Raw genomic sequence first — 13772 nt, 5'->3', positions numbered from 1 at the left:
AAAGATTATTATAACTATTCCAAATTAGGACAGCTATTTGCTTGACTAACTCAATATGTTTGTCAGTAAGAATTTGTCCTTGTAACCACGAACAGTTTTTGACAATACTGCAAGGAGGCCTAATGTGGCGGATTTGACATTTACTGTTGAGCAATTGCCAGAAATGAACACCGCAGCAATTGTCCGCATAAACGGAGCCATTGATGCAAAAACAGTAGTCCATTTCCAAGAAAAGTTGGATGAGCTACAAAACGGAGGATATACGCGCTTTATCTTAGATATGGTGGGAATCAAATATGTAAACAGTACAGGTTTAGGTACTCTGGTTAATGTCGCTGATGCCCTCGAAAATCGAGGTGGGGGTATTGCCCTTGTCAAAATACATCCCAAAGTAAAGGTTGTATTTGATATGTTGGGTTTGAACGCTTTCTTTAAGATATTCTCTAACGAAAAAGAAGCTCTAGGCTTTTTTCAAAAATCAGCCAAGCCAGAGGAAATGGGTGGCGGTTCTTCCCAAAAAAGTCAAACCCAAGAAAAACCAGCGAGTAGCAGTAGCAGCAGTAGCGGCAGTAGCAGTAAACCACCGGCTAGTAAAAGTGCTGACAGTGGCTACAATGTAATAAAAACAAAAGTACCGCCTCCACAATCTCCAGGATCTCCTTATTCACTAGTCTGCGCTGTATGTACTGTGAAGCTTACTATTCCCAAACCTGGAAGTTACAAATGCCCAAGATGTGGAACTTTCTTTAAGCTCACCAAAGACGGTACAGCAACATTTACCGAGAGAAAAAAAGCCGCTTCACTACAAATGAAATTGGCATGTACAGACGAATGCGTAGAAGGTCTTTGTGAATTTGTGGGTGTTCTTGCCAGTCGCATAGGTTTTCCAGCGGACTCCATCAAAGCAATAAAAGAATGTCTAATGGAAATTTGCGGCGCTGTGATCGAAAAAGCGTATGACAACAAACAATATTATTCTTACAGCGTTGTTATCAATCCATCCTCAACAGAACTCAAGATCCAAATATCTGATTATGGAAAATTCATTTACGACAACAAATCGTGCTTTGATAGAAGTCGACAAGTAATGGATGAGTTCGAACACAAACAACACCCTAAAGGCGGAAATGTCATCACCATGGTGAAAAAATTCAATTAGATTTCCCAACACGAATTCAGCAAATTTATTTGTTTACAAACTAGTATTCTTGCTGGATTCCGCCTTTGGCGGGAGTGTAACAAAAGATTGGATCTTTGATGAGTTTACAGTTAACAATACTAAACGGTGCTGGCAAAGGAATAAAGTTACAACTAAAACCAGGAAGTAACCTCGTAGTTGGTCGCGGGGATGACTGTGATTTACAAATAGCAGATGAAAGCGTTTCACGTGTTCATTGCTATATTAGTATGCTAGACCAAACGCCTTCCATCAGAGATGCCAACAGCGTCAATGGTATATTTGTTAACAATCAAAGAATTCAAGATCGTGCAACATTGTACACCAACGACCTAATTCAAATAGGTTTGATCAAAATTCGCCTCCATGAGAGTAACGAAATCCCTCAATACTCCACGCTTGAAATAGATCTAGAAAACAACGTACTTTTCCGTAAAAAGAAAAAAGACCCCACCTTTTCGAAAAACTTTCAAACCATCAAAATGCATCGTGACCTGATACTACTGCACAAGATTAGCAAATTAGTTTACAATTACCATAGCATTGACGAACTTTTGCAAGTACTCATCAAAGAGGTCACTATCGAGTTGTGCTCTGAAAGAGGCTGTGTATTTCTCATGCAGAGTTCCATGCAACCCAAAGAAGCTAAGCACATATTCTTTTCGAGAAAAGCTTCTGGTGAACAAAGCATGAAAGAATTTGAGCTAGACAAATCCATTCTCGATAACACAATCATCAACGAACAAGGAACGGTAAGTACAAAAGAATCACTACTCGAAAGTACACACTCGCAAAGACTCAAGATTCGCTCCACTATTTGTGTACCACTAATGGGACGATCTGGGTGTCTAGGAGCACTGTATCTCGACTCGACATCAACAGACAATCTATTTGGTGAAGATGAACTAGACCTTTTAACAGCCATCGCGCGTCAAGTAGGCCTCGCTTTGGAACGCATGCTTCTCGAAGAAAAGCTTATTGCCTCTGCAAAACATTACCGTTCTGTCTACCAATCCATAATAGAACATGCTTCGGATGTTATTTATCGTCATGACCAAAAAGGTAATTACCTACTCGTCAGCCCTTCCGTGGAGAAAATTTTGGGTTACGAACCAAAAAACTTCCTAGAAAACCCCAACACCTGGGATTTGTGTGTCTTTGAAGATGATTTTGAAACTTACTATGAGAAACGCAGTAAGGTCTTTGAACAAAAACACTGTTCTCTCCGATATCGAATGGTACATAAAAACGGTAAAGTCATCTGGGTGGAAGAAATACGTTACCTAGTTATCGATGAAAACGACACGTATATCCAAGGTATCCTACGCGATGTTACAGAAAAAATGGCCCTAGAAGAGCAATTACAACGCGCGCAACGTATGGAGGCGATGGGACTTTTGGCTGGTGGAGTAGCACACGACCTCAATAACATTCTCAGTGGACTTCTTGGTTATCCTGACTTACTGCTCATGAAACTTCCACCAGACAGTCCGCTTTGTAAATATTTACATGGAATCAAAGAGTCTGCCGAGCGTGCCTCTGATGTTGTCAATGATTTACTTGCTCTTGCACGCCGTGAAAATTATAGTATGGAACCCATTCCGATCAACCGCATTGCAGAAGACTATTTGCATTCGTTAGATTTTCAGGCCATCAAAAATCGCTATCCCAATGTAGACATTGACCTAGTACTCGATAAAGGCAACACCTTCATAAAAGGTTCTCTTTCTCACCTCATAAAATCATTCATGAACTTGATCATAAACGCAATGCAAGCAATGCCTAAAGGCGGCGAGTTGCGCGTTTGCCTAAAACAAAGATCCTTAGATGAGTCTTTTTTCGGTTACGAAGAAATAAAACCAGGTGATTATGGTGTGATCGAAATAGAAGACAACGGACAAGGAATCGCCAGCAAGGATATCAAAAAAATATTCGAGCCGTTTTACAGCAAAAAAATACACAAAAGGGGTACGGGATTAGGACTTGCCATTGTCTACGGCGTTATACATGATCACAATGGCTTTTTAGACATTAAAAGCGTGGAAGGCAAAGGCACAAAATTTTCGGTTTATTTACCGGAAACCGCCCCTCGCGAAAAAAGTGTTGCCACAGCATCGCTAAACTTAAGAGGAACAGAAAGTGTTCTTGTCATTGACGATGTGCCGGAACAGCGCGAACTGGCCAAAGAATTTTTAACGCCACTGGGATACAGAGTTCATTGTGTGACATCAGGTGAAGAGGCAGTGGCCTATCTATCGAAGAACTATGCTGATATACTCATACTCGATATGATTATGGAAGACGGTATAGATGGATTGGAAACCTACCAAAGAATCCTAAAAATACATCCAAATCAAAAAGCCATCATTGCCAGCGGTTTTGCAAATAACGAACGCGTAAAAAAAGCGCAAGAGCTGGGTGCGTGCAGTTATCTAGGAAAGCCTTACACTAGGCAACAGTTATCCGTTGCCATTCGCAAAGAATTGAATCGCAAAAAAAACAAAACTTTTTAAGTAAATTTGCTTGACACTCATCAACTATTTTTGTATTCTACTCTACTCAAGCCGAAGTGGCGGAATTGGCAGACGCGCTGGATTCAAAATCCTGTGAGGGCAACCTCGTGTGGGTTCGACTCCCACCTTCGGCATCCCCCAAATTTATCAAAACTACTTCTCCACATCATAACGTTCAAAAACAACAACCAACATAACTCCAACACAGCACATTCCACCACAAATTAATAAATGCGTCCATGATGCACTGGGCAAAATATTCTCCCCATAAAATGTCATGTTATCCACCACCAACGCTTTCTTAAACGGCCAGATACTATATAGAGAACCCAGTATAAGCCCTGAGAGAAAAAACATCAGTGTCGACTCATATTTTTCCAGAAGATATTTCATGACCTTCGTAAATCCAATCAAGCCCACCAAACATCCACATCCAAAAAATCCAATTATCCAAAGATCAAGTTGTTTAATTGCCAAAAGAACATCAAAATATGAACCCATCAGCAGCAAAATAAATGATCCGCTAACTCCCGGCAATATCATTGCAGAAATAGCAATAGCCCCTGCCATAAAATAGTAACCGAGTTCTGTATAGTCCACGTCGAGTTTTTGCTGCGCGACGCCTTGTTTTATCATAATTTTCTTCTGATGTGCCTGCGCTTGTTCCTCAGCGGACAATCCAAAAGAAAGACATACGACAAAGGTAGCTGCTATCGCGGCCGCCAACCAACCGTACCATGTTTTTTTGGTAATATAGCGAAAGGGGATTACAATAGAAGCCAGTATCAATCCAAAAAACAAACTGTATGTGGCATCGTGAAAATTCTTTAAGCAATAAGAAATGGCGAAAGAAAAAGCATATACAAAGACCAAAACGCCACAAAGAACCGTTGCCAAAAACCATCCTTGGATTTTAGACATCTCTTCTTTAAACTTACTCCAGCTCGATAAAGACTTCAATAACGACAAAACTGCTGTGACGTTCAGCGAATCAATTACCCCTATTAATCTTTTATAGATACCCAAAATAAGGGCCACAGTTGCCCCGCTCACCCCCGGAATAATATTACCTATTCCGATGAGTCCTCCCTGGATAAAGTGTTTAATTGTTTCTTTCATCACCATCCCTAAAACTTTTGTAATTTACCATGATAACCTTGCCACATTAAATATGCCACATATCCATATACAAACGACACCCAAAATAAATCGTCTCCTAATGGTGCACGTAGCATCGGAAGAACAGCAAAAACGCAAATTCCCAAAGCAAGCCATGAAGTGAGAAGAGGCAACCCTTTGCCACCTACTTCGTCTAACGCTCCGACAATAAGCCCGGCCAAACAGCCAAAAGCAAACGCGCGCAATAGAAATTCTGCTTGCACATAATCAACACCGCGTTTACCTATAATAAAAAAACAATAAACGCACATTCCTCCCACACCTGCCACAAGTATCTTGCGCAAAAGATCATTCATATTTCTTCTCCCTTTTATTATAAAATCGTAAACGAGGTAGTATCTTAATCGCCTCCCACGCAATGTCAAAAGACATTTTCGATTCACCATACACGCGGTCTTTAAACACGATGGGAAACTCCTTAATTCGGTAGCCTTGATTATGAATACGATATGTCGTTTCCACTTGAAACGTATATCCTTGAGAGCACAGTGATGCGAGATTCATACTACGAAGTACTTTGACATCGTAACATTTAAATCCACCAGTGAGATCTTTGTAACGTAAATTCAAAAAAATTCGCGCGTATATATTACCTCCACGCGAAATAAACTTGCGCCATAGAGACCATCCATCCACTCCGCCGCCGGGTACATATCTAGAACCCAAGACCAAGTCATATTGCTTAGACAACTCCACCATACGCACTAAATACTTTGGATCATGTGAAAAATCACAATCCATAGTAATTACTTTGTCATAATTTGCCGCCATAGCTTCGTAAAAGCCATGGATATAGGCACGACCTAAACCTTCCTTATTTTTGCGGTGAATCACAGAGATGTTGCGATATTTTTCACGCAGATTTTCCGCGACCTTCCCTGTACCATCAGGAGAATTGTCATCAATCACAAAAATATCTATTTGTGGTTTAAGTTGACAAATAGCCTCGACCATGAGCGGCAGGTTGTCTTTTTCGTTGTATGTAGGTAGTAAAATAACGATTTTCATATGATTGCTGAATGTAAAAAACCTGGAAATAAAAAAAATTTAGGTATATAATACCTGTTAATAGGAAAAAAATAAACATTTTACTGTTAGCAAGGTACAATAAATATGCTAGAGATACATGGAACAACGGTTCTTTGTGTGCGCGACAAGAATACAGTAGCTATGGCGTCCGATGGCCAAGTTACCCAGGGCAATGTAGCTATACTAAAAAACAACGCCAAAAAAGTACGCAAAATAAACGGAAACATACTGATTGGTTTTGCTGGCGCAACAGCGGACGCATTCACATTGATGGAATTATTTGAAGAAATGGTCACCAAGTTTCAGGGGAACATACAAAAAAGTGCGATAGAACTCGCTAAAAAATGGCGTACAGACCGCATCCTTCATCGCCTTGATGCACTCATGGCCGTTGCAAACGCCGAATCATCTTTACTTATTTCTGGTAGTGGTGATGTCATTGAACCTGCTGATGGTATTTTAGCGATTGGTTCTGGAGGTATGTATGCTTACGCTGCCGCAAAAGCCCTACAAGATCACAGTTCACTAACCGCCAAAGAAATCACCAAAGAAGCTCTGCTAATAGCTGCCTCGATATGTGTTTACACAAACGATCATATTACCATGGAGGAACTATCCATTGATTAATCTAACACCAAAACAAATCGTAGAAGAACTGGATCGATACATCATTGGGCAAAAAGAAGCTAAACGCAGTGTTGCCATCGCCGTACGTAATCGTTGGCGTAGACAACAACTTTCGGGAGATCTTAAAAACGAAGTCGCTCCTAAAAATATCATTATGATCGGTCCTACCGGAGTGGGTAAAACAGAAATAGCGCGACGACTTGCGCATCTAGTGAAAGCTCCTTTTCTAAAAGTCGAGGCCACTAAGTATACAGAAGTAGGCTACCATGGCCGCGACGTTGAATCGATGATTCGCGATCTTGTTGAAATCGGTGTCAATATGGTCAAACAAGAACAAACACAAAAAGTACAAGACGCCGCTTCCGCGGAAGCAGAAGAGAAGCTGCTCGACTTGCTTTTACCTCTACCACCGATACCTCAGGGGTCGGGAAGCGAAATAGACAACGAACAATATGAAGAAGAGAAGAAAAGGCGCGCAAAATCACGCGAACGCATGCGTCAAAAATTGCGTGCGGGCGACTTGGAAGACAGCACTGTAGAAATTAATGTCGAAGAAAAATCAGGACCCGTAATGGAAATTTTTACGAGTGGTAATAATCCAGAGCAAATGGGAATGGATATTCAAAACATATTCGAAAAAATGGTTCCTGGACGTAATCAACTCAAAAAAATGACCGTAAAACAAGCGCGCACTATACTCATACAGCAACAATCTGAAAAGTTGATTGACCGTGAAAAGGTGTCAAAAGAAGCGCTTACGCGTGTCGAAAACACCGGTATTGTGTTTATTGATGAAATAGATAAAATAGCCGGAAACAATGCCGGAAAAAATCCCGATGTTAGTCGCGCAGGTGTACAACGCGATTTACTTCCCATTGTAGAGGGTAGTACTGTTGTCACAAGATACGGAGTTGTCAAAACAGACCACATTTTATTTATTGCTGCGGGTGCATTTAGTTTTTCAAAACCGTCTGATTTAATTCCAGAATTGCAGGGGCGTTTTCCCATCAGAGTAGAACTACAATCTCTTTCTCAACAAGATTTACTCAAAATATTGACAGAACCACGTAATGCTCTTTTAAAACAATACATAGCTCTACTTGATACAGAAAACATTAGCATTAGTTTCCGTGACGACGCCATTTCCGAAATCGCCAAAATATGTGAAAAAGTCAACAAAAACACCCAGAACATAGGTGCGAGAAGACTACATACAATTATGGAAACCTTACTGGAGGAAATCTCTTTTTCTGCTCCTGATCTAAAGACAAAACAAGTTGTTATTGACAAACAAATTGTTTGTGAAAGACTAGATAAAATAGTGCAAGACGAAGATCTATCTCGTTATATTTTGTAGTGTTGTAGCTCCTTTACATTCAAGGATATTTTCATGAAAGCGCAACTTCTTATTCGTACAGCAAACAAAGAAGAAATACAAGTTACACTTAGTAGAACACAAAAAACAACGCTTGGTAGAAGTCGTAAATGCTCTGTGCCTATCAATGATGTACGACTTTCTCGTATCCACTGTGCTGTGTTTTTTCGCAATGAGAATTTCTATATCCAAGATAATGGCAGTACTAATGGTACTTACGTAAACGACCACAATATCGATAGCCCAACAAAACTAGAACATCCAACAACCATAACAATCGGTGGGTCGCAAATTATCTATACAGAAAACGGCAAAAAAGTCAAAAGTAGTTCTCTTCCTAGTGAAAAAATAGGTCCCTACAAACTATTAGAAAAGTTAGGAAAAGGTGGAATTGGAGCTGTGTATAAAGTGCGCAAAGATGAAACAGAGGAGATATTTGCACTTAAAATTCTAAAGCCAGAAGTGGTCGAAGATGAAAAAATAGTGGCGCGTTTTATTAAAGAAGCTCGGGTTACGGCGATCCTGGACCATCCCTCCATCGTGAAAACAATCGACATGGGTATACATGGTTCAGACCCTTATATCGTTCTAGAGTATTTACCGGACCCCTCTCTCTCGGAAGTGGTCCATAAAAAACGCAAAATTTCTTTAGAACACACATTGTATATCGCAGAACAGATTGCCAGTGCCCTTGCATGTAGTCACAAACAAGGTATTATACACCGCGATATCAAGCCTTCTAATATTTTGGTTTCCGAAAATTGGCAGGCAAAATTAATTGACATGGGTTTGGCGAAAGTCATCCATGAGAGTGGTTTAACCCTGAGTGGACAAGCGATGGGAACGCCACGCTATATGTCACCTGAACAAATTGTCGACTCAAAGTCCGTTGATCCTAGAACAGATATATATGCACTAGGTGCGACAATGTATTATTGCATCTGTGGTAAACCACCATACTATGACGTACACGATAAACGCATCGCAAGTTTACTAAAGAAAATATATGATAGTTCACCAACGCCTGTTAGTACGATCGTTGAAGTTCCCAAATTTATTGAAGAAATTATAGAAAAGTCTATGGCGCGCAACCCAACAGACCGCTTTCGCAACGCAAAGTCATTTTGCAAAACCTTGGGTAAGGCACGTAAAAAGTTAACTTCGAAAGAATAAATTGAAATGTAAAGGTAACACGGGAGAATATCCGGTGTTACCCAAAACCGCGATTAGTAACCGGCGTTATTCTCTCTGATGCGATACTCCACTTTATTTATGTCATAGTAATCCATATTGACATAATCCGCATGGTTTTGTTCCGCCCAAAATTTGTGATACATTTCAGGATAAGAGATCACATAACCGTTGTAGTAGGCATCATCTAGTTTGTCTTGCAGTTGATTCGAAGGACGTGTCAAACAGACATTGTAAAGTTCAAGAATCGGAGATGTTGCCAAAACAGTGACTTCTTTGAAGGTATTCACGGGAAGGTGGTATAGTAGATATCCGGCCCATGTAACAGAGTGTTTCGCACTCTCTGCCATGGTGACACCGCATGATGGCCAGTCAGTTCTCAAAATAGGTTCGGTTTCTGTTTCCTGTTGCAAAGTCACAATCTGGGCATAATTTTGTTTTGCAACTTGCAGGGATGGATCAACGACAGGCGTATGTGTTGCACAACCCACGACTAGAATTACACTTACTAAAATAACCATTCTCATAGTTCTCTCCTTATGTAGTAGAGGTGTGATCGTGAACGGAATAACCACTTGTTAGGTCTGTATACGCGTATGTACCTTCTAATTCAGAGGTTAAATTTGCTTCTACCTTACGACCGATTTTCAAATCCATTTTCCCAATAACGATTCCCTTACGTCCGCGTTCTTTTGCAGGAACAAATATCAACATGCGATCAGATGCGCCTAGGATATTGCTGCGAAAATCAGACTCGGGACTTTTGTTCGCTTCTTTTGCCAATTCAACCATGGCGTCGATTTGGCTATCTTCGCGAGTAGGATCATGGTGGCCTATTGCGACATTGGGGACTTTGAGTTTTTGCGCCATCTCCCCTATCAATTCGACACGCCCGTGACCAAATCCAGGGATATAGTTCTTATTTTCATACTGACCATCAATATAGAGAGCATCGCTACCTGCAACTTGGTCGCGAAAATATGTTTCTCTATAGTCCGTGTCGCGAATATCGTGGTCTGTCATGAAGGTAATGGCCGAAACAATTTGATTGTCGTGATTATAAGTTTCATAACGATAACTAATGCATGGATCAGGATGACAGGTAGGAAAACATTTTACCACAACACAATTTGCAAGATCATGACTCACTTTTTTATGCTTGATTTGTGGAACGTTTTGCTTCAATAAATTTTTAAACTCCGAACAACCCATCTCTTTAAAGTCGCCATCTGGTAAAAAAATAATCACCGAGGAACGCGGGTCTTTAATTTGATAAAACGCGTAGCTAGCATTCATTTCGCTAAAGTCGCGCGGAAAAACAGGGCGCTTGAATACATTTTGAAACATGCGTCTGGGACCCCAGCCACCAATAATCATTTTACGTATTACCAGGGAGTGAAAAAGACCTGTCAAAGGTGCTCCTGTATGCAAATGGTCATAATGATAGTGGGTATACGTATTGACCACTTCAGAGATGACGTTGGAGACTTTTTCTTTTGAATCAGCAAATGGATTTATACCTTGCGAAAAACACTTCCTGATAATGGCTTTGTCTATTTCTAAAATACCACTTCCACCATCACCAATGTATAGATAGTTGTTGGGGAGTTTTGGACTGTAAATTTGATAAGAGGTTGTGTTGCCACCATAACGTAAACATTCAGGTCCTGAAAAGGGAGTACTACCACGTGTTCCGTAAGTAATCATCAGAAGATCATTGTCATAAAAGTCAATGATATTTTCCCCTTCGGGACCTTTGTGAACATTTACCCAATCAATTTCAGATAAACATTTAATAATGTAATCCGGAAGCAACAATTTATTTGTATTCTTTCGGATAAGCTTCATCGATTCTCCTTTATAATAGGTTCTTCAACTATTCATACATATAAGATAGGTACCGATGGATAGTTGATTTTATAAATAAGGACGCATTGGAGTATGTAACACGCCATAACAACAATGCGTCCAAAATGTTGACAACAACATTTCCTAGAGTGCCTTGGCACTCTAAACAACAGGGAGATACGACTAGGGCAATGCCCTAGTGAGCCTCATCTAAATTTTACGAAAACAATTACTCTTCGTCTTCCTCTTCATCTTCGTCGTCGAGAAGATCTTCTTCGTCGAGTTCTTCTGCACTATCATCTAAGCTAAAACTAAACTTTTCAACAAGTCTGTCGTAGTTAACAAACTCATCGCGTAATTTCTCGCGGTAACGTAACTCCCAGAGCCCTTGTTGAATATTCACTAGTTTTGTTTGTGGAATTTCATTCAGAGTCGGTTCACGCTTAGAGTTCAGTAAAAATAGGCAAACAGATTTTCCTTCACTATCCTCAACAGGAACGCCGACGGAGCCAATGCTTGCTTTTTTAATCTCAGAATCAATTGTTTTAAAATCTTTGAGCCCACTGACATCAGCAATGTTCACAAAAGGAGCACTGCGATGGTATGTTAAAGAATGCTTGAGCGCTACAGTACGAAAAACTTCTTGCGAAATTTTTTCTAACTTTGCAATTTTTTCCGATTCAATCTCTTTTGCATCCTTACCTTCGAAATATGTATCGATACTCTTTTTGGCTTTTGCAAGTGTAGAAGTAAATTCAGCGGCCACATCGTTTGCGAAATTCTTCGCCGCGTCAACAGCTTGCTTTTGCAAGAACTTTTCTTTGACTTCTTCACGTACTTCTTCAAATTTTTCGCCGTCTTTACTTTTGTGCTCTAATACGATAAAGAAGTACTTGCCGTTTTTGTAATCGACAACTTCGGAAACCTTGGTGTCTTTTGTAACATTTGGCGAAAATTCATCGTCACCAGGAACATTTTCTTTTTTGATTTCATCGACGGTTTGTAAAGATGCACTTTCGTAATACTTTAGACCAACACGTCGTCCTAACTCTTCTACGGCAGGCCCGACATTTGCGTTGTTACCTAAATTCTTACATTGTTTTTGCACAGCGCCGATCTTTTGAAGAATACGCGTCTTTAGAAGATTTTTCGCACGAGAAAGAACATCATTTTTGACAGAATTAAAATCTTGATACCCATCTTCTGTCTTATACAGTTCTTCTTTGTACTTATCATAAAATTGCTTTAGATCATTGGTCGTAGGAATCAATGACTTTTCAATTTCATTGTAGTCAGCAACGACATATGCCAAACGATATTCATCTACGGACTTAAAGTCCCATTTGTTGTTTTCATAGTACGCTTTGAGAAAAGCGTTTTCATCATTGGCAACATCTTCTTTTGATAACCGACCATTTTCTACAAGTTCGGTTAGACGTACAAAGAAGTAACCTTGCGTTCTTCCTGCAAACACACGGCTAAAATCTCCAGACTTCAAACTTTCATATATTTGTTTCTTCGCAGATGTGGTTCCCACATCTTTTAAATCTAGAAAATTCGTTTCCGCTACGTCTGAGTGTTGACCATAACTCAAATTATAAGATTTTGCGATATTGTCTAGAGGAACTTTTCCGGTTAGATTCCCAAGAGTGATACGCAAAGAACTAAGTGCCGATTGTGCTTTTTGTTTTGCGATACTGGCGTTTAAATCTTCGATGATACGTCCGCGTTTTAATTCCAAAACCTCTTCTAACAAATCTTCTTCATGGTCACGATATCGATCCATGTTTTTGTCTGCGTAGTTTTTGATTTCTTCTTCGCTTGGAGTGTTTTGTGGTAGGAATGCTTCTTCGTTTGCGTATACAAACTCAAAACTTGCCGACGGAGGTCTAACGAAGAATGCTAAATCATCGTTCTTTTCAAAAAATGCGATGCGCTGTTTGCGCGAGTCGGCTTCATTTTTTGCCACAAAAGAATCAGAGTTTACAACAACGTAATCCACCTGAAACTCTTGGTAATCACTTTTCACATTTTCAAAAACCTCTTTCGAACGAACCTTTATAGTGCTTGCTTTTGTGTCGATTAGCTTCGCAATCGCAATCGCTTGGCCAATAATGCTGCGAAAATCAGAATACAACATACGCATGCTCTCGGAGAGTTCGCGATTAAACGCCTGACGTCCACCAAGACGATCAATGGTATTGCGCACAACAGTATCCACCTCTACATTGGAGACCTGAATACCGTGGCTAGCAGCTTCTTCTGCTAAAATAAGACACTTCCATACATCTTTTTCGGTAAGAGGTTCTTGCGCTCTCTTTTTGTTGTCTTCGCTCATGTTCAGGTAAGCGTCAATTCTTCTTTGCAAAATTTCTTGTGCTGTCAAGGGGTTAGGCGTTGACTCAATTTGCTTGTCAATTTCTGCGTCTACCTTTTGCACTGCATTACTTAACATGTAAACTTGGTTCCATATAGGCGGTGCTTCCATCTGGTCAAGGATCATACCTTGCATAAATCGAATGTACTGTTGGTAGTCTTGTCTATCGATCTGTGCACCTGCCGCTTTTGCCTGAGGGCTCATTTTTCGCGATAGTCGGTGTATCCCTCGCCAATGTTGTACTGCAACAGCGAATTGAGATTGAGAGTAGCTTTTGTTTAGTTCACCAATACTTGCGATGGAAGTAAAGTTACTTGGGTCAAAAATGGTAAAACACACACCACCTAGACCAAACGCAGCTGTGAGTAAAACAGTGATAAAAACTAAAAATGCCTTTTGATATTTTTCTATAGTCGTAAACATTTAATTATTCCTATTTTCGAACAGGTTCCTGAA

General features: G+C 40.2%; 11 protein-coding genes and 1 tRNA gene. 6 read left to right on the top strand and 6 right to left on the bottom strand.

The annotated features are described in order from the left end of the window. The first annotated feature begins 124 nt into the window (after positions 1–124). From UABAM_RS32505 to UABAM_RS32495, 3 genes are all read left to right on the top strand, one after another. A complete protein-coding gene (locus UABAM_RS32505) occupies positions 125–1159 on the top strand; it encodes an anti-sigma factor antagonist (protein ID WP_151972402.1) in 1035 nt (344 codons plus the stop codon). Positions 1160–1257: 98 nt separating this feature from the next. Then, positions 1258–3690 carry an ATP-binding protein gene (locus UABAM_RS32500; protein ID WP_151972400.1) on the top strand — a complete coding sequence of 811 codons (2433 nt, stop codon included), beginning with the start codon at positions 1258–1260 and terminating at the stop codon, positions 3688–3690. A 50-nt stretch (positions 3691–3740) separates the two neighbouring features. After that, positions 3741–3824, top strand: a tRNA-Leu gene (locus tag UABAM_RS32495). Between the two features lie 19 nt (positions 3825–3843). Here UABAM_RS32495 and UABAM_RS32490 read toward each other — a convergent pair. Genes UABAM_RS32490 through UABAM_RS32480 form a run of 3 tightly spaced genes read right to left on the bottom strand, consistent with a single transcriptional unit; the run spans position 3844 to position 5877 of the window. Then, positions 3844–4809 carry a DUF368 domain-containing protein gene (locus UABAM_RS32490; RefSeq protein WP_173013710.1) on the bottom strand — a complete coding sequence of 322 codons (966 nt, stop codon included), beginning with the start codon at positions 4807–4809 and terminating at the stop codon, positions 3844–3846. A gap of 8 nt (positions 4810–4817) precedes the next feature. Next, positions 4818–5165: a hypothetical protein gene (locus UABAM_RS32485; RefSeq protein ID WP_151972396.1), complete on the bottom strand. Its 348-nt coding sequence runs from the start codon at positions 5163–5165 to the stop codon at positions 4818–4820. Beyond that, the gene (locus tag UABAM_RS32480) at positions 5158–5877 is read right to left on the bottom strand and encodes a polyprenol monophosphomannose synthase (protein ID WP_151972394.1); all 720 of its coding nucleotides are present in this window, start codon (positions 5875–5877) and stop codon (positions 5158–5160) included. Before UABAM_RS32480 ends, UABAM_RS32485 begins: the two co-directional genes overlap by 8 nt. Positions 5878–5982: 105 nt before the next feature. Between UABAM_RS32480 and hslV the strand changes: the two genes are divergently transcribed. Genes hslV through UABAM_RS32465 form a run of 3 tightly spaced genes read left to right on the top strand, consistent with a single transcriptional unit; the run spans position 5983 to position 9073 of the window. Further along, positions 5983–6525, top strand: a complete 543-nt coding sequence (gene hslV, locus UABAM_RS32475) for an ATP-dependent protease subunit HslV (protein WP_151972392.1) — start codon at positions 5983–5985, stop codon at positions 6523–6525. Next, entirely contained in the window at positions 6518–7882 is a 1365-nt protein-coding gene (gene hslU / locus UABAM_RS32470; protein ID WP_151972390.1) for an ATP-dependent protease ATPase subunit HslU, read from the top strand. Before hslV ends, hslU begins: the two co-directional genes overlap by 8 nt. Positions 7883–7915: 33 nt before the next feature. Beyond that, the gene (locus UABAM_RS32465) at positions 7916–9073 is read left to right on the top strand and encodes an FHA domain-containing serine/threonine-protein kinase (protein WP_151972388.1); all 1158 of its coding nucleotides are present in this window, start codon (positions 7916–7918) and stop codon (positions 9071–9073) included. A gap of 53 nt (positions 9074–9126) precedes the next feature. Here the strand turns inward: UABAM_RS32465 and UABAM_RS32460 are convergent, their stop codons facing one another. The 3 genes from UABAM_RS32460 to UABAM_RS32450 all read right to left on the bottom strand — a co-directional run bounded on the left by UABAM_RS32460 (position 9127) and on the right by UABAM_RS32450 (position 13739). Continuing rightward, a complete protein-coding gene (locus UABAM_RS32460; protein ID WP_151972386.1) occupies positions 9127–9618 on the bottom strand; it encodes a hypothetical protein in 492 nt (163 codons plus the stop codon). Positions 9619–9628: 10 nt separating this feature from the next. Then, entirely contained in the window at positions 9629–10939 is a 1311-nt protein-coding gene (locus UABAM_RS32455) for an MBL fold metallo-hydrolase (RefSeq protein ID WP_151972384.1), read from the bottom strand. 229 nt (positions 10940–11168) lie between these two features. Beyond that, entirely contained in the window at positions 11169–13739 is a 2571-nt protein-coding gene (locus UABAM_RS32450) for a hypothetical protein (protein ID WP_151972382.1), read from the bottom strand. Positions 13740–13772 lie beyond the last annotated feature (33 nt).

Source organism: Candidatus Uabimicrobium amorphum (genome assembly GCF_009002475.1).
Lineage (GTDB): Bacteria > Planctomycetota > Uabimicrobiia > Uabimicrobiales > Uabimicrobiaceae > Uabimicrobium > Uabimicrobium amorphum.
This window is presented reverse-complemented; position numbering and strand designations above follow the sequence as displayed.

What these genes read in the sequence shown, in the direction of transcription:
- UABAM_RS32500 (WP_151972400.1), top strand. Translation starts at nt 1,258, where the DNA reads ATGAGTTTACAGTTAACAATACTAAACGGTGCTGGCAAAGGAATAAAG.
- UABAM_RS32490 (WP_173013710.1), bottom strand. Translation starts at nt 4,809, where the DNA reads ATGAAAGAAACAATTAAACACTTTATCCAGGGAGGACTCATCGGAATA.
- UABAM_RS32485 (WP_151972396.1), bottom strand. Translation starts at nt 5,165, where the DNA reads ATGAATGATCTTTTGCGCAAGATACTTGTGGCAGGTGTGGGAGGAATG.
- UABAM_RS32480 (WP_151972394.1), bottom strand. Translation starts at nt 5,877, where the DNA reads ATGAAAATCGTTATTTTACTACCTACATACAACGAAAAAGACAACCTG.
- hslV (WP_151972392.1), top strand. Translation starts at nt 5,983, where the DNA reads ATGCTAGAGATACATGGAACAACGGTTCTTTGTGTGCGCGACAAGAAT.
- UABAM_RS32465 (WP_151972388.1), top strand. Translation starts at nt 7,916, where the DNA reads ATGAAAGCGCAACTTCTTATTCGTACAGCAAACAAAGAAGAAATACAA.
- UABAM_RS32460 (WP_151972386.1), bottom strand. Translation starts at nt 9,618, where the DNA reads ATGAGAATGGTTATTTTAGTAAGTGTAATTCTAGTCGTGGGTTGTGCA.
- UABAM_RS32455 (WP_151972384.1), bottom strand. Translation starts at nt 10,939, where the DNA reads ATGAAGCTTATCCGAAAGAATACAAATAAATTGTTGCTTCCGGATTAC.
- UABAM_RS32450 (WP_151972382.1), bottom strand. Translation starts at nt 13,739, where the DNA reads ATGTTTACGACTATAGAAAAATATCAAAAGGCATTTTTAGTTTTTATC.